This window comes from Clostridioides sp. ZZV14-6387, from assembly GCF_020657835.1.
Lineage (GTDB): Bacteria > Bacillota > Clostridia > Peptostreptococcales > Peptostreptococcaceae > Clostridioides > Clostridioides difficile_A.
In genome coordinates this window covers 83,098-104,502 of the sequence record NZ_JAGWCW010000015.1, presented here as the reverse complement: position 1 = coordinate 104,502, position 21,405 = coordinate 83,098, and the positions used below count along the sequence as shown (strand labels likewise).

The window sequence follows — 21,405 nt, the reverse complement described above, 5'->3', positions numbered from 1 at the left end:
GTAAAATATTATTTTACATAATAATAACATTATAAATTTTGAAATTGCTTATCTTTGTGTTAAAATAAGTAAAATACACATATTAAAGTTAAGTTTTTAAATAAATAGACAAAGCAAAATATAAATATTAAGGAGATTTAGTTATGAATGTTTATGAAAAGGATAATGGAGTTATACTAGAAGGGGTAACAGATTTTGATCCAAAACATATATTTGAGTGTGGTCAATGTTTTAGATGGCACAAACAAGAAGATGACTCATACACTGGCGTTGCAAAGGGTAGAATATTAAATGTAAAAAAAGAAAATGATAAGATATATTTAAATAATACAAATTTAGAGGAGTTTAATAGTATTTGGTATAATTACTTTGATTTAGGAACTGATTATACAGAAATAAAAAATAAGCTAAAAAATATGGATGAATATTTAAATAAGGCTACTGAGTTTGGATGTGGAATAAGAATACTAAGACAAGATGGATGGGAAATGCTTATATCATTTATAATTTCTTCTAATAATAGAATTCCTATGATACAAAGAGCTATAGAAAATTTATCAAAAAAATTTGGCAAGTACATAGGTGAGTACGAAGGTAATGAATACTACGCATTCCCAACACCAGAAGAGCTAAATAAGGCTTCACAAGAGGAAATAAGAGCATGTCAAACAGGCTTTAGAGATAAGTACATAAAAAGTACTACAGAGGCGGTTATAGAAAATAATGATAAGGTATCTGAATATACAAATTTAACTACAGATGACTGTAGAAAAGAACTTTTAAAATTCAATGGAGTAGGACCAAAAGTATGTGATTGTATTGCATTATTTGGCATGCAAAAATATGATTCTTTTCCAGTTGATGTTTGGGTTAAGAGGGTTATGCAAGAGTTCTACATAGATGAAGATATGAGTCTACCTAAAATGAGAACTTATGGCATTGATAAATTCGGAGATATGTCTGGATTTGCTCAACAGTATTTATTTTACTATGCAAGAGAACTTGGTATAGGAAAATAAAATTAAGGGGGAGGAATTATGGGAGTAATAGGCACAATATTTCTGTTCTATTTAATTATATCATATCTAGCTGGAGCCATAATTTCTGTGATTATATTACTTGAAAATAGAGATCCTGCAAAAACCATGTCCTGGTTATTAATGTTTATTATATTTCCAGGAATTGGTCTAATTGTATATGCTATTTCAGGTAGAAATATTAGAAAGCGAAAATTATTTAAGACTCAAAAACTAGCTAACAATATAAAAGAAAAGAAACTTTTTGATACATTAGAAAAGATAACAGAAATCGTTGAACTAGAAAAAGAATCTATAAAGCAAAATAAGCTTTTAAGAGACGAAGAAGATGGTAGTTACAGAAAAAGAGTAATAAATATGCTTTTAAAGACTGGTATGTTTCCATTTACTAAAAATAATAAAGTAGATGTCTTTGTAGATGGAAATGAAAAGTTTAAAAGGCTTATAGAAGATATAAGAGAAGCAAAAGACCATATCCATCTAGAGTACTTTATTATCAAAGATAGTGATATAGGTAGGGTGTTAAAAGAAGAGCTTATAAAAAAAGCCAAAGAAGGAGTCAAAATAAGAATTTTATATGATGATGTAGGATGTTGGAGATTTTGGTTTAATAGAAAATTCTTCCGGGAAATGAGAGAAGTTGGTATAGAAATAGCAGCATTTTTACCTACAAAATTTCCTATAATAGGAGGAAAATTGAACTATAGAAATCATAGAAAAATTGTTGTTATTGATGGAATAATTGGATATACAGGTGGAATAAATATAGGAGACGAATATTTAGGCAAAGATGATAAGTTTGGGTATTGGAGAGATACTCACATTAGAATTAAAGGTATTTCTGTATATATGCTTCAAATGACATTCTTGATTGACTGGTATTATACAACAAAAGAAGTTTTAGTAACTAAAAATTATTTTCCAAGTGTTGGAAATGTAGGCGAAAGTATGATACAGGTTGTTGCAAGTGGTCCAGATAGTGATTGGGAAGATATTCATTATGCTTATTTTTCTGCAATATGCCAAGCTAGGCAAAATGTTTATATAGAAACACCGTACTTTATCCCTGATGAGAGTTTACTAAAAGCTATAAAAAGTGCTGCACTTAGTGGAGTAGATGTTAGAATAATATTTCCAAAAATTGCAGACCACAAGATAGTAAACATAGCATCCTATTCCTATTTTGAAGAAATATTAAGAGCAGGTGGTAAGGTTTATTTATATAATAAAGGATTTATACATTCTAAAGTCGTAATAATAGATGATAAAATTGCTTCTGCAGGGACAGCTAATATGGATTTAAGAAGTTTTATGCTTAACTTTGAAGTAAATGCATTTATCTATGATGAAGAAGTTATTGGAGTAATGACAGATGATTTCTTTGAAGATTTAAGTCACTGTGAAGAACTTAATCTGGAGGTATTTAAGAATAGAAGTATTATACAAAAAATTAAAGAATCTGTAGCCAGATTATTTTCACCAATATTATAAAAAATTATTAAAAAAGGTATTGAAAATTATGTGTGATTGGTATATTATAATAATTGTTAGCACTCTATTGAATAGAGTGATAATAAATAAAAAGTATATATATAAATCTACATATAAAAGTAGTATTAATTTAAAAATAACTAAAAACATAGGCGAACTAGTCTATACTTAATATTTTAGGAGGCGTAAAGAATGAAAATAAGACCATTAGCTGACAGAGTAGTAATTAAAAAAGTAGAAGCAGAAGAAAAAACTGCAAGTGGAATAGTTTTACCAGGAGCAGCTAAAGAGCAACCTCAAATAGCTGAAGTTGTAGAAGTTGGACCAGGTGGAATAGTTGAAGGAAAAGAAATAAAAATGGAATTAACAGTAGGAGATAAAGTTATATTCCAAAAATATTCTGGAACAGAAGTTAAGATAGAAGGACAAGAGTATACAATACTAAGACAAAGTGATGTATTAGCTGTTATTGAATAAATATAGAATAAGTTTATTAGGAGGGGTTTAAAATGGCTAAAGAAATTAAATTTTCAGAGGAAACAAGAAGAGCTTTAGAAGCTGGTGTAAATAAATTAGCAGATACAGTAAAAGTAACATTAGGACCAAAAGGAAGAAATGTTATATTAGATAAAAAATTTGGTTCTCCACTTATAACTAATGATGGTGTAACTATAGCAAAAGAGATAGAGTTAGAAGATAGATTTGAAAATATGGGTGCTCAATTAGTTAAAGAAGTTGCAACAAAAACTAATGATGTAGCTGGAGATGGTACTACAACTGCTACAGTTTTAGCACAAGCTATAATAAGAGAAGGTTTAAAAAATGTAACAGCAGGGGCTAACCCAATATTATTAAGAAAAGGGATACAAAAAGCAGTAATAGTAGCAGTAGAAGAATTAAAAAATCAATCAAGAATAGTGGAAACACAAGAAGCTATATCTCAAGTTGCTTCTATATCTGCTGGAGATGAAGAAGTTGGAAAATTAATAGCAGAGGCTATGGAAATAGTAGGGAAAGATGGAGTTATAACTGTTGAAGAATCTCAAACTATGAATACTGAATTAGATGCTGTTGAAGGTATGCAGTTTGATAGAGGATTTGTTTCTGCATATATGGTTACAGATGTAGATAAGATGGAAGCAGTTTTAAATGACCCATATATATTAATTACTGATAAAAAGATATCTAACATACAAGAATTACTACCAGTTCTTGAGCAAATAGTTCAACAAGGTAAAAAATTATTGATAATAGCTGAAGATGTAGAAGGTGAAGCATTGTCTACATTAGTAGTTAATAAATTAAGAGGAACATTTGATGTAGTAGCAGTTAAAGCTCCAGGATTTGGAGATAGAAGAAAAGAAATGCTTCAAGATATAGCAATACTTACAGGTGCTCAAGTAATATCAGAAGAATTAGGTTATGATTTAAAAGAAGCTGATTTATCTATGTTAGGTAGAGCTTCATCTGTTAAAGTAACTAAAGAAAACACTACAATAGTAGATGGTTCTGGAGATAAAAAAGCTATAGAAGATAGAGTAGCCCAAATTAAACATCAAGTAGAGCAAACTACTTCAGATTTTGATAGAGAAAAACTAATGGAAAGATTAGCTAAGCTTGCTGGAGGAGTAGCGGTTATAAAAGTTGGGGCTGCTACAGAAGTGGAGTTAAAAGAAAGAAAGCTAAGAATAGAAGATGCTCTTAATGCAACTAGAGCAGCAGTAGAAGAAGGAATAGTAGCTGGTGGAGGAACTGCTTTTGTTAGTGTTATACCAGCAATAGGCACACTAGTTGATAGTTTAGAAGGAGAAGTTAAACTAGGTGCTCAAATAGTTAAAAAAGCATTAGAGGAGCCATTAAGACAAATAGCTATAAATGCTGGTCTTGAAGGTGCTGTAATTGTACAAAATGTTGTTAATTCTGAAGCAGAAACTGGATTTGACGCATTAAATGAAAAATATGTAAATATGATAGAAGCTGGTATAGTTGACCCAACTAAAGTTAGTAGAAGTGCTTTACAAAATGCTGCATCAATAGCAGGTACTTTCTTAACTACTGAAGCTGCTGTTGCTGACCTTCCTGAGAAAGAAGATGCAGGAATGCCAGGAATGGGTGGCGGAATGCCAGGAATGATGTAATTTAAAAAATTTAGAACATAAATCTTAATATAAAGAACTATTCTGACTTAGTTTTAATTTCTAAGTTGGAATAGTTCTTTTATGTATAAGTAATGTTACATAAATACTAATTGAGGTATAATTGTTATTAGATAAAAAATCAAAATTAAAAAGGATGCGAGATTATGGACTTAAGAAAGTTGCTTGAAGAAGTTAAAAATGAGAACATAGATATAGATGTTGCATTAGATAGATTAAAAGATTTACCATATGAAGACCTTGGCTATGCAAACATAGACCATCATAGAGAACTAAGAAATGGATATCCAGAAGTTATTTATTGTGAAGGAAAGAGTGACGAACATATTTTAGGAATTATTGATAAAATGAATCAAAAAGGCTCTAATATATTGGGGACAAGATGTAGAAAAGAAACCTTTATAAAAATTAAAGAAATATATAATCATGCTGAATATGAAGAGTTATCTAAAATTCTCAAAATTCAAAATCATGCTATAGAGAATATAGGAAAGGGCAAAATTGTGATTGCTACAGGAGGAACTTCTGATATACCAGTAGCAGATGAAGCATATTATACAGCTAAATTTCTGGGTAATGATGTTGATAGAATCTATGATGTAGGTGTGGCAGGTATACATAGACTTTTAAATAAAAGACATAAAATAGATAGTGCTAGAGTAATAGTGGCTGTTGCAGGAATGGAAGGCGCTCTTGCAAGTGTAGTTGGAGGATTGGTTGATGTCCCAGTAATAGCTGTTCCAACTTCTGTTGGATATGGAGCAAATTTTGGAGGATTAGCAGCATTGCTGGCTATGTTAAATAGCTGTGCATCTGGAATATCTGTTGTAAATATCGATAATGGATTTGGCGCAGGATATTTAGCAGCAATGATAAATAAGCTATAATAAATAAAATATATTGATATAAATTAAACATAAATTATATAATAAAATCTAATTTCTATTATATTTTACTATTAAAATTGAGGAGACATATATGAGTGAAAAAATACTTTATTTTGATATAATAAGCGGTATATCAGGGGATATGACCCTTGCAAGTTTATTAAATTTAGGTGTGCCTAAGGAAATTTTTTTGGAGGAAATTCATAAACTAAAAATGAGCGATGAATTTAACATAAACATCAGCTCAAAAAATGAGAATGGAATAGTAGGTACAAAAGTAGAAGTAATTACAAAAGAAACACATACACATAGAAATTTAGTGGATATATTTGAGATTATAGATGAAAGTGGTCTAAATGAAAATGTAAAATCTAATGCAAAAAAAATATTTATGGTAATTGGCGAAGCAGAGGCTAAAGTTCATGGAACTACAATAGATAAGATACATTTTCATGAGGTAGGGGCTATAGATTCAATTGTGGATATAGTAGGAGCTTCTATATTAGTTGATTTACTTTGTATAGATAAAGTTTGTGCTAGTACAGTGACTGTTGGTTCAGGTTTTGCAAAATGTGAGCATGGAATTATACCTATACCTGCACCTGCAACTATGGAAATTTTAAAAGGTGTGCCAATTAAATTAAATAATGTAAAAGGAGAATGTACAACTCCAACAGGAGCTGCAATCATAAAAGTTTTATGTGATGAGTTTGTAGATGAGTTTGAATTTTCTCCAAAACAAATTGGATATGGTATAGGTCATAAGAAATTTGAAGTACCAAATATGTTGAGAACTGTATTAGGTGAAAAAAAAAAGAAGAATTAATTTATGAAATTAGTGCAAACATTGATGATATGTCTTCAGAAATCTATTCTTATTTGTATGAAAAAGTATTAAATGAGAAAGCATTAGATATTTATACAGAGAGCATTTATATGAAGAAGAATAGACCTGCAACAAAAGTATCAATTTTATGTAATGAATCAGATTTAGAAAAATTTATTAAAATATTACTTTTAGAAACTAGCACATTTGGAGTGCGATATAATTCCTACAATAGAGAAATTCTAGATAGAAAATTTGTAAAATTGGATACAAAATATGGAGTAGTTACAGTAAAATTAGGATATTATAAAGATAAACTAATAAAGGCTACTCCAGAATACAATGAATGTAAAACTATAGCAAAAAATGAAGATATTCCTATAAAAAAAGTGTTTGCTGATATAAATTTTAGAATAAAAGAAGAATTTAGTGAAAACTTATTGACATAAGCAATAAATTTTGATAAATTAATACTCAGCTTTATTAAATAAAAGCAAACAGAAAAAAATATATAAAATATAAACTCACTCGTATATGCTCAGAAATATGGTCTGAGAGTCTCTACCAAGATACCGTAAATATCTTGACTATGAGTGAAATTATTATACCAAAAGACCTAGTTAAGTAAATGTGTAGGCTGAGTTATACTCCCTATGTGTTGGCTATAAGATAAAGGGCATTTTGGAAGCCTGTATAGTAATTTCACTTTTGTTAGAAATTATGGAAGTTACTATACAGGTTTTTTGTGTAAAAAGATTTAATATAATTTAGACTGTATTGTGTTAAAATAAATATATAAAAACTATATTATACAAGGAGAGATGTAAATTTATGAAACATGAATTAGTACTTGTAATAGATTTTGGAGGACAATATAATCAGTTGATAGCTAGAAGAGTTAGAGAAAACAACGTATATTGTGAGATACTTCCATGTACTGCAAGCATAGAAAGAATAAAAGAAAAAAATCCTAAAGGGATAATATTTACAGGTGGACCAAATAGCGCATATTTAGAAGATTCACCAACAATATCAAAAGAAATATTTGAACTAGGAGTTCCAATACTTGGAATATGCTATGGTATTCAAATAATGTCTCATGTGTTAGGCGGAGTTGTAAGAAAAGGTAATAAACAAGAAAAAGAGTATGGAAAAACGGCTATAACTTATGGAAAATCATCATTATTTGAAGGTATAACTACAAATAGTGTATGGATGAGTCATACAGATTTAATAGAAAAAGTTCCAGAAGGATTTAATATAGTTGCAAATACTAACGATTGTCCAGTAGCGGCTATGGAAAATGTAGAACGAAACTTATATGGAGTTCAATTCCATCCAGAAGTAGAACACTGTTTAGAAGGCGATAAGATACTTACAAATTTCTTATATAATATTTGTAAGGTAAAAGGAGACTGGACTACAGATTCATTTATAGAAGATAAGATAAAAGAATTAAAAGAAAAAATAGGTGATAAAAAAGCTTTATGTGCTTTAAGTGGAGGAGTTGATTCTTCTGTTGCTGCAGTTCTTATTCATAGAGCAATTGGGGACAATTTAACTTGTATATTTGTTGACCATGGATTACTTAGAAAAAATGAAGGAAATGATGTAGAAAGAATATTTAGAGAAAAATTTGATATAAATCTAATAAGAGTTAATGCAGAAGATAGATTCTTATCTAAGTTAAAAGGAGTATCTGAGCCAGAAGCTAAGAGAAAAATAATAGGTGAAGAATTTATAAGAGTATTTGAAGAAGAATCAAATAAATTAGGAAAAATGGATTTCTTAGTTCAAGGGACAATCTATCCAGATGTTATAGAAAGTGGACATGGAAATGCTGCTACAATAAAATCTCATCACAATGTTGGTGGAATTCCAGAAGATGTAGACTTCCAAGAAATTGTAGAACCATTAAGAGAGTTATTTAAAGATGAAGTTAGAAAAATAGGATTAGAGCTTGGTATAGAAGAAGGATTAATCTTTAGACATCCTTTCCCAGGGCCAGGTTTAGGAATAAGAGTTATAGGTGATGTAACTAAAGAAAAATGTGACATCTTAAGAGAAGCTGATGCTGTTTATATGGACGAGCTTAGAAAAGCAGGTCTATATAGAGAAATATGGCAAGCTTTTGCAACATTACCAGATGTTAAAACTGTTGGAGTTATGGGAGATGAAAGAACATATGCTTATCTAGTTGGTTTAAGAGCAGTTACTTCTTCTGATGGAATGACTTCTGACTGGTATAAGATGCCTTATGATGTATTAGAAAGAATTTCTAATAGAATAATAAATGAAGTTGATGGAGTAAATAGAGTAGTTTATGATATAACTTCTAAACCACCAGGGACTATCGAGTGGGAATAATAAATAAAAAAGCTATAAACTTTGTAATTACAAGGTTTATAGCTTTTTAAATTTATCTAATAATAAACTTACCTAGACTTGTTTATCTATATTAATCAAATTTATTTAAATAATAGATTTTCAAATCCTTTTATTATTTCTTCGATTTCATAACTACTTAATTTATAATAAATTTGTCCAGATTTTTTTCGATATTGAGCAAGTTTAATTGTAGTAGAACTAATATATGATATTAAAATTTTTTACTATAAGATTATTTAAATGTAGATAAAACTAAAAAGGTCTTTCTAGAAAATAAAACCTACCTAATTATACTTACTTACCAATATCATCACCTGATGTAGGCAAGATTCTACCACATTTTCTCCGTACTCTAGTATAAAATCATCTAGCTGTGTATCTATAAAATCACAATAATCATATGGACTACCAATGTAAGCAGTCAATATATGTGTACATCTATCCATTTTATCTCCAAACATAATATATTTATCCCCCTAAAAAACTTTCATGAAAAACAAAAAGAATATATCTTTTTGGCAACTGGCTGACATAACTTATAATTGATTTTATAAGTCTTAGTCCCTATAGCTTTGCGTCACTAAATTTCTCTAGCTTTGCCGATTTAGTTTTATTCTACAACTACAATAATACAACAGAATTAGTTATTATTCAACATGATTATTTGAAAATTGAATAAATTTATGCATATTAATGTTATTTTACTTCAAAAAATGGACTAGACGTGTTGATTAAGTTAAATTGAGAAGATGGCATAAATTAGAGTAAATAGAAGTAGTTAATAAATTAAGTAGATAGAAATTAGGTAATTTTGGGATATATTGTAGAGGAGATGAGCTAAACTTGACAGTGATAAGCATATAAATTATACTTATTAGCAACGATTGGATAATGTTGAAAACGATATTAAGTAAGATAAGATAAAGGAGATTGGATATTAAGTTATCAAGTTTTTTATTTTTTAACATTTTATGTATATGAAAATAAATATGATTTCTGTACATAATGTATTAATATTAATACTATAGAATAACTTGGTAGTTAGTATATTAAAATGAATATTTTAGAATATGGAGGGATTATGAAAAATAAAACAATTATAGTAGTTACTTTTCTATTTGCAGCACTTATGTCTGGGTGTGCCTCAAAGAAAACAACAGAAATAAATGTGTTAGCGACTACTGATTTACATGGTGTGATACCTTATGAATTAACTTCTTATGTAAAAGAAGAAAGAGAAAAAGATAAAAATCTAACTTTAGTAGATGCTGGAGATTTTTTTGATAGTGGGGAAGTATCAGGTAGCAGTATGAATGATTATTTTAGCGCTAGACAAAAAAATAATGATGGAGGTTCTGAAAGTTATATTGAAACACCTATTTCAAAAGATATGAAAGAAGTAGGTTATGATGTTGCAGTTCTTGGTAATCATGAATTCATATCTAATAATAAATTCTATTTAGATAATATGATATCTGATTTTGAAAAACAAAAGATAAATATATTATCAGCAAATACGTATAAGAAAAATGGAGAAAATTATACGAAACCATACATAATAAAAAATATTAATACGCCTGAAGGAAATGTAAAGCTTGGGATTTTAGGGCTTACTATAAAAGAAGTTGGTGAGAGAAAACAATGGAAAGATGGAGCGCTTGTAGATACTAAATCATTAGAGTTAAAAGACCAAGAAGGATATAATGGTGAACTGTATATGAATGATTTGGTAGAAGATGCTAAAAAATGGGTTAATATAATGAAAAAAGAGAAACCTGACATCATAGTAGCTGTTGCACATACAGGTGAAAAACCTAAAAAACCTAGAAACCCAGGAAATAGAATACAAGACTTAGCGCAACAAGTTGATGGAATTGATGCTATAGTTGCTGGACATAATCATGTTCAAATTGAGCAGCATGATTATAAAAATGAATCAGGGGAAAATGTTATAGTTACTGAACCAGGGAAACATGGAGAATGTATTTCTAAGATTAATTTTAAATTAGAGAAAAATAATGACAAATGGAATGTGGTTGATAAAGCTAGTAAATTAGTTAAATTTGAAAAAAATCAAGAAGATGAAAAATTTGGAGAGTTCATTTCTTCAGTTAATAAAGTCAGTAAAGATAAGAGCGAGATAAGATTATCAGAAGTAACGACTCCTGAATGGGATAAAATATATGTTTTTAAATCTGGGACATCCGCAGAGGATATATATAAAACAGTAGGATATAAATGGAGGAATATATCATCTCCAAAGGGTGATGGCATGGTACAGATTGTTGTAATGAACAAAGATAAGCCTGTTACCTATCTATGTGCAGAATCTGAAGTTATGCCACTTAATATAAAATATGATGAATCAGAGTATAAAGATAATGTTGTGACTATTTATCCTAACAAAAATGATAAGTTTAGAGTTGAGAGAGGTAAAAAAGAATATATTATTAATTTAAAACATATACAATAGAGACTATCATCTTATTTCAGTTTAGATGATGTCTAAAATAAAGTGTGTATTTATTCTAGATAATGATGATAATTAAAATATCACAATATCAAAGAATAGTACACACTTTTTTCATTTAACAAAAATTGATGTTAAGAAATTAAATCTTTAAACTAAAGTATATTGGTTATATTGTCTAATATTATTTTCAAAGGTTGTGTGATATTTTTATCTTTATGTAAGATTGCTAACATTTTATTTTCCATATCTGTACCATTTAATTTAATCAATCGTAATTTATTATGTAATAGAGAATCTGATAATAAATTTTCTGGTAAAATGGTTATACCTAATCCTGCCTCTGCGGCTTTAATAAGTGCAAAAGAATTAACACTTTCCCAAACGGGATAAGCCTTTTGGTTGGAAAGAGATAATACACTATCTAAAGTATCACGAATAGCACTTCCTTTTTCACGCAACAACAATGGAAATGTGCATAATTGGTGTAGAGATATTACCTGTTCTGATAAAGGAAAAGTTGGAGCACATGCAACACATAATTTATAGGAGCCTAATAGAATTGTGCGAAATGCCCCTTGTGGTTCTATACCTTCCCAAAAAGCTATATCGGCTTCTCCACTTTTTAAAATGTCCATAGCTGAATTAGCACTTTCAACACGTACATTCACTTTAAGAGATGGAAATGAATTCTTCAATCGACTTAAGATTGGTGGAAGTAAAAAAGAAGCAATTGTAATGCTAGATACAATATTTATGGGTGTACTTTCCTCTAAATGGCTAATTCTCTTATCTAAATTGCGACAAGCGGTTAGTATACTGCGTGCTTCTTCTAAAAGAGAAATACCACAACTAGTCAAACATACTCCTCTTGGAAATCTATCAAATAGTGCCGTGCCAGCCTGTTGTTCAAGTTCAGCTATAGCATGAGATACTGCAGATTGTGTAATATGTAATTTTTTTGCAGCACCTGTGAATGTTCCTGTTTGCTCAATTGCTTCTAAAATCTCTAAATATCTTATGTTCATAATAAATATCCTCACTAGACATGAATAAAATTAATTGATTCTATTAAATTCTATCATTTTACAGATTGCAGGGCAAGAGATATACTAAATAAGAGAAGGAAGAAAGAAGGAGGTAGATTTTGAAGAAAAGTGAAAAACCATATTTTTGGCTTCTAACTATCAATTTATTCATTAGTACATTCACTTTTGGAGGGGGGTATGTAGTTGTACCTATGGTTAGACGTTATTTTGTAAAACAGAAGCAATACTTTACAGAGGATGATTTGATGGGTATGGCGGCAGTTGCACAATCAACTCCTGGAGCAATTGCAATCAATTTATCTGCTTTGTCAGGTTATCGAGTAGCAGGTACTTTAGGTGCTATCATTAGTTGTATATCTGCTATAATACCCCCACTAGCTATTCTTGGATTAGTATCAATATTTTATACAACTTTTATATCCAATGCCATCGTTAACGCAGTATTAAAAGGAATGCAGGCTGGTGTTGCTGCACTAATCGTGGATTTGATTGTTGACATGTGTTCTATGATACTAAAAGAAAAATCTATATTTTTATCAGTTATGATACCTGTCACTTTCTTTGCAAATTTCATTATGGGTATAAATGTAGCTCTCATATTATTTGTTTGCTGCTGTGTGTGTATAGTGAGAGTATTCTGCAAGAAGAGGAAAAATAAATGAATATAATTTGGAACTTATTTCTCATATTTTTAAAAATAGGATTGCTTAGTATTGGTGGTGGTTATGCAATCATACCTTTAATTCAAGAGCAAGTAGTAAGTCAAACTGAATGGATAAGCGAAAAGATGTTTACAGACATTATAACTATTTCACAGATGACACCAGGTCCATTAGCTGTTAATACTTCTACTTTTGTTGGACTTCAAATTGGAGGTCTATGTGGAGCTATTGCGGCTACCTTAGGTTGTGTATTGTGTGGAGTAGTGATATCTCTATTTTTATATAATTTTTTTCAAAAGCACCAGAATTCTACTTACATATTTGAAGTGTTAAATGGTCTAAAGTCAGCATCATTAGGTTTAATTATTTCAGCCGCAGCTACAATTATAATACTTGCATTATTTGGGACAAATACATTAGATATCAACTCTATATTTAATAAATTAAATTGGGTTGCATTAATGATATTTTGTGTTATGTTATTGATAGTGCGTAAATGGAAAATCAATCCTATCATAATCATGCTAATAAGTGGTATAGTGGGGATATTTTTTTATTTGTAATATCATCACTCAAACACAATATACAAGTTTAGTGTTTGGGTGAGTTCTCGTATATATGTAACAATGTAATTTAAATCTTTTTCATTTCCACCACTTTTTCCTGTTTCTGAAAAGTCAAAAGCGAAGATATTTACATTTTAAATAGATAGAAGGTTTATTATCATATATTATTCACCTCTCTGAATGCATGATATACCCTAACATGGTGTCAGATTCAAGGGTAAATTTAAATTTTTAATGGGACAATAAGTACTGTTTAATTTAGGTACTAAAATTCAAATATAAATAAAGAAGCAATACAGTGGTGAATTGTAATACAAATATAGTTTGTGTTATATTTGTGTAGTGAATATACAGTATAGAGTTAAATTTAGGTAGAGGTTATAGTTACTTACTATCTTTGTATTTACTTTTTTATTGTACTGATATACATGGGATAATATTAAATATTATGTCTGATTAAAATACTTAAATATTGTAGGAGGATGAAATGACAGAACGCGAAAAGATGTTAGCAGGAGAATTGTATGATTGTGGAGATAAAGAATTGTTGTATCAATGGCATAAGGCAAAAGATTTAACTAGAGAGTATAATAATTTGAAATCAGATGACAATATTAATAAAGAACGTATTTTAACTGAGCTTTTGGGGAAAAGAGGACAGAACATATGGATTACTGCACCTTTTTATGTTGACTATGGAAATAATATTTATTTTGGTAATAATTGTGAAGTAAATATGAATTGTACTTTTTTAGATGATAATGAAATCATAATAGGTGATAATGCGTTAATTGCCCCTAATGTGCAAATATATACAGCTTTTCATCCAACAAATGCTAAAGATAGATTTGGAGAAAGAACTGATGATGGATTTAAATTTTGTAAAACTATAACTGCTCCAGTTAAAATTGGGAATGATGTTTGGATTGGTGGAGGAAGTATTATTTTACCAGGTGTAACGATAGGAGATAATGTAACCATTGGTGCAGGAAGTGTTGTGACGAAGTCAATACCATCCAATACCATAGCTTATGGGAATCCATGCCATGTTATTAGAGAAAATAAATGAGAACTATTATAATATATCTATTTAGTAAACATCAAAGGTATTATTAAAATGAAGAGCTATCTCAAAATTAGGGATAGTTTTTTTATTAATAGATAATAGTGTCTAGTAAATTTAATTAATAAGATGTTAGACATTGTATTTATTATATTTATGCACATAAAAGATTATATCTCATATGATTGATTAATAAAGTTATTATTTACAATTTATTAATGAAATATTAAAGTAGTATTCTTGAATATTAAGAAATAGAATAATATAATATAGTGTGAATGAATTAGTAGCAGTGAATTTCGTAGGTTTCAATATACATTTAAAAAATAGATTTATAACTTGGAGGACAAAAAATGAAATTATCAAGGTATAAGAAAAATAGTTTGTTTCTGTCTATAATTTTATATCTACTTATTATTTCAATCCTTGTAATTACTATTTTCAATACCATAAAACTGCACAATATATCTAATAAACAAGCGGAGAACTATTTAAAAGATGTATCTACACAAATTGTAATGAATGTTGATTCTAAAATAAAATTTATCTTATCTGATTTAAGAATAATGGCAGATTTTATTAAACAATATAAGGGTGATAGTCGTTATGAGTATTTATCTAAAAGAAAGACTAGTTATAAGTATTATGATATTGGAATAATTGATTTAGAAGGGAAGACAGAGTTTTTAAGTGGAAAAAAGTTTGACTTAAAGAATACTGTTTCATATAAAAAAGGAATGGAAGGTAAAGAATATTCAGAGGTAATAGAGTCGCTAGGGGCTGTGCTCTACACTGTGCCAATATTTGATGATAAGAATGAGGTGTCTAGTCTTTTAATAGGTGTCTCTGATAAAGAAAGTATGAATTATATCCTTAACATAGAGAATTTTAATGGGGAAGGAACTATTGAGATTATTAACAGTAAGGGAAACCCACTTTTTATAGGCGAAAATAGTGAATTAATAAAAGACCTTAGTTACAAATATAAAGATTCTATGGATGAGCCTTGGGTTCAAAAGATGCTTAATGATTTTAAAAATGAAAAGTCAGGACATACTGTAATAACTTCATCAAAAAATATAAAGTGTTTATTAACTTATTATCCAATTACAAAAGGCCTAAATGATTGGTATTTTGTTCTTGTAGTACCTGAAGAAGCTGTACTTGGTGAACTTAATAAGTTAAACTCTTTTACAATAATAATGACATTTATAGTTACATGTATTATTGGAATTATAACAGGGCTTTTATATACAATAAGAAAAAAATATGTAAATCAAATAGAAAATATTGCGTATTTAGATAATATAACGAATGGCATTAACCAAACCAAGTTTGGCATGTTAGTCAAACCTTTAATTTCAGAATCACCAGATAGTACCTATATGATGATTGCGATAAATATAAAGGAATTTAAGTTAATAAATGATTGCTTTGGTAGTGATAAAGGAAATATGACACTTAAACATATTTATACTGTTTTATCTAAAAATATTACTAAAAATGAAGAATTTGTATGTCGTCATGATGCAGACCTTTTCTATTTGTTTATTAAAAATAGACCAGTGTTAGAAGTTCTAGAGTTATTGTATAAAATAGAAGCTGATATAAATTATTTTAATGAAAACAGAGAAAATCCGTACTTTTTAAGAATATCAGTAGGTATTTACACAATTGAAAATCGTAATGAAGATTTAATCACAATACAAGACTATGCAAATACAGCAAGAAAAAGCTTCAACAAAGCTCATCAAAGTGATTTTTCTTTTTATAGTGATATAGAAAGAAAGCGATTAATATCTGAAAAGGAAATTTCAAATCTAATGGAAAAAGCCCTTGAAGATAAAGAATTTTTTATATGTTTACAACCAAAAATTGATATAAAAAATGGTAAAGTTAGTGGAGCAGAGTCTCTTACGCGCTGGAGAAATTCAGAAAAAGGCATAATTTATCCAAATGATTTCATTCCCCTTTTTGAGAAAAGTGGATTTATATGTAAGTTAGATTTATATATACTTGAAGAAACATGTAAATTGATTTCTAAATGGATAAAAGAAGGTAAAGAAGTGTTGATAATTTCTGTTAATGTATCTAGACAACATTTAAAGGATAAGTCGTTTTTGGAAAAATATGAGCTTATATGTAATAAATATGATGTACCAACACATTTAATAGATTTAGAACTTACAGAATCTATCTTCTTAGAAAATCCAGAAGCTATAGATGTAATAAAGGATATTCATTCTAAAGGATTTAAGTGTTCTATAGATGATTTTGGATTTGGATATTCATCATTAGGGATATTGAAAGATTTTAAAGTTGATATAATTAAACTCGACCGTTCATTCTTTATCAGTAAAAACAATATAGAACGTGGTAAGGTAGTTATTGAGTCTATTATTGAACTTAGTAGAAGGCTTGGCATGAAGGTAATTGCTGAAGGAATTGAAGAATTAGAGCAAGTAGAGTTTCTACAAAATGTAGGATGTGATTATATCCAAGGTTATGTTTTTTCTAAACCACTATTAATATCTGAGTTTGAAGAGTTCACATATGAAAATAATAAAATAAAAACTTTAAGAATATCTAGTGATTAAATATAAAATAAAAAATTTAGACAGGTTATATAATTAAAAATATAACTTGTCTTTTTTATTTGTGTATTTACTAAAAAAATGTAGCTACAAATTTTGTAAAAACAATTTTCAAATATTGTAAGTTGTAGTCAAAGCCCTATTGTATTATTCTGAATATAGAAAGATAGTTACTTCTTTAGACACAAAAGAATGAAAATATACAGAATAATATAAAATTTGCAATATTGATAATTCTAATTATTTTGAAAGGAGGGAAAATATGATAAGTGGAAGAATGTTAATCATTATGAATTTTCTAAAAGGAAAAAATAAGACAAGTTACAAGGAGATTAGTAAACAACTAAATATAGAAGAAAGAAAGGTTAGATATGATATAAATAATTTAAATATTGTTTTACAGTCATTGAACAAACCTGTAATACAAAAGATGAATAAAGGTGTATTAATTATTCCTAATGACTTCCAAGTAGTATTAATAGATAATAATGAATATGTATTTTCTTTAACTGAACGAGTATCCATTATGAAGATTATATCAATGTTTAAAATAGATAACTTAAATTTAGAAAAATTGAGTAAAGAATTTCAAGTTTCTAGAAGTTCAATTAAAAATGATCTTAATGTTTTGTCGAGTGAACTGGAAAGAAATCAAATAATTATTACTTATGATAAAGCTTTCAAGATAAGTGGGGATGAAGATACTATATATAAACAACGATTGAATATATTAAAATTATATTCCTATCTTTTTGGCAAGGAAAAATCTGATTTAAGTGTATTTGAGAAGTATATAGTAAATATAATTGAAAAAATATTTAAAGGTATTTCTTTGAGAGATATATATAATTGGTCTACAAATTTATTATTGCAAATGGGATGGACTTTAAACGATGAATCTTTTACATGGTATGTGTCAAATATTTTCCTTTTTACATGGTATATACATTCAGATGAAAAACATCCTTTAGAATCTTCTTCTTTAAGTGAACCATATTTTGAAAATAAGTTTGACCAAGAATTTGAACAAATAATACAAAAAAATTTAACTAAAGAACAAATTTTGTTGTTAAAGAGTTTTGTATTTTTTACAAATAAATATGCAAGTTTAAATGAAGATATGGATTTGATTAGTACAGAAATGATAGTTCAAGACTTAATTTACAATATGTCAGAGATATTGGAAAGTGACTTTAAGGAAGATATGATTCTTTATAAAGGATTACTTAATCATATTGCTCCATTGATAGAGAGAATCAAACAGAATATACAGATTTATGAAGAATTATTTCATGTCATACCAGACAAATACCAGTACGTACTAGAGGCTACTAAGGCTTCTATTCAAAAAAATAGAGTATTAAATCAAATAAAGAATGAAAACGAAATAATACTTTTAGCAATACACTTTTTAGGAAGCATACATAGAAATGAGAGAAATAATTATAAAAATATATTGTTAGTTTGTGGATTTGGTTATGGCGTAATTGCTATGTTAAAGGATACTTTAATAAATGATTACCAGATAAATATAGTGGATAGTATTCCATCATATAAGTTACAAGATTATAAAGAATGGGAAAGTATTGATTTTATTGTAACAACATCAAAGATAATAGTAGATTTACCTAAAACAATTATTGAGATAAATCCATTTTTACAAGAAGAGGATTATTTAAAGCTTGAAGAAAAAGGAATAAAAAGGAAGAATGTATTAACTAATTATATGTCAATAAAAAAAAGGTTGGATTTTTTAGAAGAAGATGCACAAAAAAGAGTATTGAGTATTATATGGCAAGAGCTTGGATACAGTGATGAGAGAATATTATCTAGACAACTTAACTTAGGGGATTTAATAGGAATCGATACTATAAGTATAATTGATGAAAAGTTAAAATGGGAAGATGCTGTAAAGATTAGTTCAAATATACTTGCTGATTGTGATTTCGTATCAGAAAAGTATGCTGACAATATTATAGATATTTTAAAAAATGTGGGCTTTTATGCTATAAAAGATAATGAGTTTGCTCTGTTACATGGGAATGATAATTCATTAGTTAAAGTAAGTTCCATAAGTTTATTGATATGTAAAGAAGCAATTAATTTTGGAGATAAAAAAGTCAAAATTATATTTTGTCTAGCAAGTAGAGATAAAAAGGAGCAAATTCCTGCAATAATTAATTTAACTAAAATGGTTTATAAGACTAATTTCATTACTATGTTAGAGGGAGCGAAGACAAAAGAAGAAGCAGAAAGTTTAATTCATAAATACGAAAAGGAGGTCACTGTATGAGTAAATTAGTCAATGTAAAATGTTCATTTAAAATACATGCTAATTCAAAAGAAGAAGCCATTGTATCATTAGTAGATGCAGTATCAAAAGAGGGTTATCTAAAAGATAAAAATCAATTTTTAGAAGATGTTTTAAAGAGAGAGGAAACATTATCGACTTATATTGGACATGGAATAGGTCTTCCTCATAGCCAAAGTATAGGAGTTAAAAGCTCTTGTATTACTATAGGAAAGCTTGATACCCCTATTGTATGGACAGAAGAAGGCGAAAAAGTGGATTTAATATTTCTGATATCTGTAACAAAAGACAATGAAAATAATCTACATTTAAAGATTTTGTCAAGACTCGCACGTTTATTGATGCATGAGAGCTTTAGAAATCAAATTAGAAATTCAGATGAACAAACAGTCTATAATCTTATAAAAGAAAAAATAGGGGAGGAAGATTAAAATGAGGATTTTAAAGTTTTTACAGAAACATCTTATGACAGCAACATCGTATATGATTCCATTTGTAGTTGCTGGGGGAATACTATTTGCATTATCAGTTACTTTAAGTGGACAAGCCGCTGTACCAGAAACTGGATGGTTAGCTAAACTGAATCAAATTGGAGCTGCTGGTCTAGCTTTATTTATTCCTATATTAGGTGGATATATAGCATTTAGTATGGCAGATAAGCCAGGATTGGCTCCAGGAATGATAGGTGCATATTTAGCAAAAGAAGTAAATGCTGGTTTTATAGGTGGTATCATAGCAGGATTTATAGCGGGATTTGTTGTTTTACAATTAAAGAAAATTAAATTAGCTCCAACAATGAGAACTTTAGGTTCAATATTTATTTATCCTTTGCTTGGTACATTGATTACAGGAGGTATAATTGTATTTTTAATTGGAGAGCCTATAGCTTCTTTTATGACATGGATGACTAATTGGTTAAATGGAATGTCTGGTGTTTCTAAAATTCCTTTAGGTGGAATCTTAGGAGGAATGATAGCTTCAGATATGGGTGGTCCTATAAACAAAGTTGCTGCAACCTTTGCCCAAACTCAAGTTGACACACTTCCATATTTAATGGGGGGAGTTGGTGTGGCAATCTGTATACCTCCAATAGGGTTAGGATTAGCAACATTATTGTTCCCAAAAAAATTTAGTAAGGAAGAAAGAGACTCAGGAAAAGCTTCTCTATTAATGGGTTGTGTTGGAATTACAGAAGGAGCTATTCCATTTGCAACAGCAGACCCTGTTAGAGTAATTCCTTGTATTATGGCTGGGTCTATTATTGGAAACATTATGGCTTTCTTATTAGGGTGTTTAAATCATGCACCTTGGGGTGGTTTGATAGTACTCCCAGTTGTCGATAACAGGTTGGGATATATAGCTTCTGTATTAACTGGAGCAGTTGCTGTTGCGATATTGATGAAATTAGTGAAGAAAGATGTAAAAGAAGATGAAGAAGTCGAAGAAGATATAGAGGATTCTATTGAACTAGTATTTGAAGAATTATAGAGGTATATAAATACTATTAATTTATATAAAATTTATTATAAAAAATAATCATACAAAATTATAACTTTAAAGGAGATAAGAATATGAAAATTGTAGCAGTAACATCTTGCCCTAGTGGTGTAGCACACACTTATATGTCAGCTGAATCTCTTGAATTGTCAGCAAAGAAATTTGATATAGAAATAAAGGTTGAGACTCAAGGGAGTTCTGGAATAGATAATGAATTATCACCTAAAGAAATTAAGGAAGCAGCTTGTGTAATACTAACTAATGATGTTGAAATTAGAAATATGGATAGATTTAAAGGAAAAAAAGTTGTAAGAATGAGTGTGTCTGACATAATTAAAAAATCTGATGCATTAATCAAAAAGATAAAAGATACTTTTCAATAGAGTTTAATTTATTTTACATATAACA

Annotated in this window: 17 protein-coding genes, 1 pseudogene and 2 riboswitches; of the genes and pseudogenes, 16 read left to right on the top strand and 2 right to left on the bottom strand. The window is 28.8% G+C overall.

Annotated features, from left to right (window positions below):
• The first annotated feature begins 143 nt into the window (after window positions 1-143).
• The 7 genes and pseudogenes from KGF38_RS11300 (at window position 144) to guaA (ending at window position 8,764) form a co-directional block, all read left to right on the top strand.
• Window positions 144-1,019, top strand: coding sequence for a DNA-3-methyladenine glycosylase family protein (locus tag KGF38_RS11300; RefSeq protein ID WP_054275613.1), 876 nt, complete (start codon window positions 144-146; stop codon window positions 1,017-1,019).
• A gap of 18 nt (window positions 1,020-1,037) precedes the next feature.
• Entirely contained in the window at window positions 1,038-2,528 is a 1,491-nt protein-coding gene (gene cls, locus KGF38_RS11295) for a cardiolipin synthase (protein WP_054268758.1), read from the top strand.
• Window positions 2,529-2,720: 192 nt separating this feature from the next.
• A complete protein-coding gene (gene groES, locus KGF38_RS11290) occupies window positions 2,721-3,005 on the top strand; it encodes a co-chaperone GroES (protein ID WP_003420907.1) in 285 nt (94 codons plus the stop codon).
• Between the two features lie 32 nt (window positions 3,006-3,037).
• Window positions 3,038-4,666, top strand: coding sequence for a chaperonin GroEL (gene groL / locus KGF38_RS11285; protein WP_054275615.1), 1,629 nt, complete (start codon window positions 3,038-3,040; stop codon window positions 4,664-4,666).
• A 164-nt stretch (window positions 4,667-4,830) separates the two neighbouring features.
• Complete coding sequence (gene larB / locus KGF38_RS11280; RefSeq protein ID WP_054268761.1) at window positions 4,831-5,571, top strand: nickel pincer cofactor biosynthesis protein LarB; 741 nt, start codon at window positions 4,831-4,833, stop codon at window positions 5,569-5,571.
• A gap of 91 nt (window positions 5,572-5,662) precedes the next feature.
• Window positions 5,663-6,846, top strand: a pseudogene (larC, locus tag KGF38_RS11275) (nickel pincer cofactor biosynthesis protein LarC).
• A gap of 59 nt (window positions 6,847-6,905) precedes the next feature.
• Window positions 6,906-7,007, top strand: a riboswitch (purine riboswitch).
• A gap of 221 nt (window positions 7,008-7,228) precedes the next feature.
• The gene (gene guaA / locus KGF38_RS11270; protein WP_054268764.1) at window positions 7,229-8,764 is read left to right on the top strand and encodes a glutamine-hydrolyzing GMP synthase; all 1,536 of its coding nucleotides are present in this window, start codon (window positions 7,229-7,231) and stop codon (window positions 8,762-8,764) included.
• Window positions 8,765-9,069: 305 nt separating this feature from the next.
• Here the strand turns inward: guaA and KGF38_RS11265 are convergent, their stop codons facing one another.
• Complete coding sequence (locus KGF38_RS11265) at window positions 9,070-9,246, bottom strand: hypothetical protein (protein ID WP_021382611.1); 177 nt, start codon at window positions 9,244-9,246, stop codon at window positions 9,070-9,072.
• A 53-nt stretch (window positions 9,247-9,299) separates the two neighbouring features.
• Window positions 9,300-9,396, bottom strand: a riboswitch (cyclic di-GMP riboswitch).
• Window positions 9,397-9,866: 470 nt separating this feature from the next.
• On the opposite strand from KGF38_RS11265, the gene KGF38_RS11260 reads away from it, so the two are divergent.
• Window positions 9,867-11,258, top strand: coding sequence for a metallophosphoesterase (locus tag KGF38_RS11260; protein WP_074178101.1), 1,392 nt, complete (start codon window positions 9,867-9,869; stop codon window positions 11,256-11,258).
• Between the two features lie 152 nt (window positions 11,259-11,410).
• Here the strand turns inward: KGF38_RS11260 and KGF38_RS11255 are convergent, their stop codons facing one another.
• Window positions 11,411-12,298, bottom strand: coding sequence for a LysR family transcriptional regulator (locus KGF38_RS11255; protein ID WP_227832368.1), 888 nt, complete (start codon window positions 12,296-12,298; stop codon window positions 11,411-11,413).
• A gap of 101 nt (window positions 12,299-12,399) precedes the next feature.
• On the opposite strand from KGF38_RS11255, the gene KGF38_RS11250 reads away from it, so the two are divergent.
• From KGF38_RS11250 to KGF38_RS11215, 8 genes are all read left to right on the top strand, one after another.
• Window positions 12,400-12,966: a chromate transporter gene (locus KGF38_RS11250; RefSeq protein ID WP_407812032.1), complete on the top strand. Its 567-nt coding sequence runs from the start codon at window positions 12,400-12,402 to the stop codon at window positions 12,964-12,966.
• The gene (locus tag KGF38_RS11245; RefSeq protein WP_074178099.1) at window positions 12,963-13,529 is read left to right on the top strand and encodes a chromate transporter; all 567 of its coding nucleotides are present in this window, start codon (window positions 12,963-12,965) and stop codon (window positions 13,527-13,529) included. The genes KGF38_RS11250 and KGF38_RS11245 overlap by 4 nt, the downstream gene beginning before the upstream one ends.
• Window positions 13,530-14,019: 490 nt before the next feature.
• Complete coding sequence (locus tag KGF38_RS11240) at window positions 14,020-14,601, top strand: sugar O-acetyltransferase (RefSeq protein ID WP_054268768.1); 582 nt, start codon at window positions 14,020-14,022, stop codon at window positions 14,599-14,601.
• A 347-nt stretch (window positions 14,602-14,948) separates the two neighbouring features.
• Window positions 14,949-17,192 carry a GGDEF domain-containing protein gene (locus tag KGF38_RS11235; RefSeq protein ID WP_074178098.1) on the top strand — a complete coding sequence of 748 codons (2,244 nt, stop codon included), beginning with the start codon at window positions 14,949-14,951 and terminating at the stop codon, window positions 17,190-17,192.
• A 259-nt stretch (window positions 17,193-17,451) separates the two neighbouring features.
• The gene (locus KGF38_RS11230; RefSeq protein ID WP_074178097.1) at window positions 17,452-19,482 is read left to right on the top strand and encodes a BglG family transcription antiterminator; all 2,031 of its coding nucleotides are present in this window, start codon (window positions 17,452-17,454) and stop codon (window positions 19,480-19,482) included.
• A complete protein-coding gene (locus tag KGF38_RS11225; RefSeq protein WP_074178096.1) occupies window positions 19,479-19,931 on the top strand; it encodes a PTS sugar transporter subunit IIA in 453 nt (150 codons plus the stop codon). Before KGF38_RS11230 ends, KGF38_RS11225 begins: the two co-directional genes overlap by 4 nt.
• A gap of 1 nt (window position 19,932) precedes the next feature.
• Window positions 19,933-20,988 (top strand): PTS fructose transporter subunit EIIC, encoded by a 1,056-nt coding sequence (locus KGF38_RS11220; protein ID WP_054268772.1) that lies wholly within the window; start codon window positions 19,933-19,935, stop codon window positions 20,986-20,988.
• An 83-nt stretch (window positions 20,989-21,071) separates the two neighbouring features.
• A complete protein-coding gene (locus tag KGF38_RS11215) occupies window positions 21,072-21,380 on the top strand; it encodes a PTS fructose-like transporter subunit IIB (protein WP_054268773.1) in 309 nt (102 codons plus the stop codon).
• Window positions 21,381-21,405: the final 25 nt, after the last annotated feature.

Bases quoted from the DNA above. Each gene is read 5' to 3' on its own strand.
- groES (WP_003420907.1), top strand. From the start codon at position 2,721: ATGAAAATAAGACCATTAGCTGACAGAGTAGTAATTAAAAAAGTAGAA.
- KGF38_RS11225 (WP_074178096.1), top strand. From the start codon at position 19,479: ATGAGTAAATTAGTCAATGTAAAATGTTCATTTAAAATACATGCTAAT.
- KGF38_RS11220 (WP_054268772.1), top strand. From the start codon at position 19,933: ATGAGGATTTTAAAGTTTTTACAGAAACATCTTATGACAGCAACATCG.
- KGF38_RS11265 (WP_021382611.1), bottom strand. From the start codon at position 9,246: ATGTTTGGAGATAAAATGGATAGATGTACACATATATTGACTGCTTAC.
- KGF38_RS11235 (WP_074178098.1), top strand. From the start codon at position 14,949: ATGAAATTATCAAGGTATAAGAAAAATAGTTTGTTTCTGTCTATAATT.
- KGF38_RS11215 (WP_054268773.1), top strand. From the start codon at position 21,072: ATGAAAATTGTAGCAGTAACATCTTGCCCTAGTGGTGTAGCACACACT.
- guaA (WP_054268764.1), top strand. From the start codon at position 7,229: ATGAAACATGAATTAGTACTTGTAATAGATTTTGGAGGACAATATAAT.
- larB (WP_054268761.1), top strand. From the start codon at position 4,831: ATGGACTTAAGAAAGTTGCTTGAAGAAGTTAAAAATGAGAACATAGAT.
- cls (WP_054268758.1), top strand. From the start codon at position 1,038: ATGGGAGTAATAGGCACAATATTTCTGTTCTATTTAATTATATCATAT.
- KGF38_RS11245 (WP_074178099.1), top strand. From the start codon at position 12,963: ATGAATATAATTTGGAACTTATTTCTCATATTTTTAAAAATAGGATTG.
- KGF38_RS11260 (WP_074178101.1), top strand. From the start codon at position 9,867: ATGAAAAATAAAACAATTATAGTAGTTACTTTTCTATTTGCAGCACTT.
- KGF38_RS11300 (WP_054275613.1), top strand. From the start codon at position 144: ATGAATGTTTATGAAAAGGATAATGGAGTTATACTAGAAGGGGTAACA.
- KGF38_RS11240 (WP_054268768.1), top strand. From the start codon at position 14,020: ATGACAGAACGCGAAAAGATGTTAGCAGGAGAATTGTATGATTGTGGA.
- groL (WP_054275615.1), top strand. From the start codon at position 3,038: ATGGCTAAAGAAATTAAATTTTCAGAGGAAACAAGAAGAGCTTTAGAA.
- KGF38_RS11230 (WP_074178097.1), top strand. From the start codon at position 17,452: ATGATAAGTGGAAGAATGTTAATCATTATGAATTTTCTAAAAGGAAAA.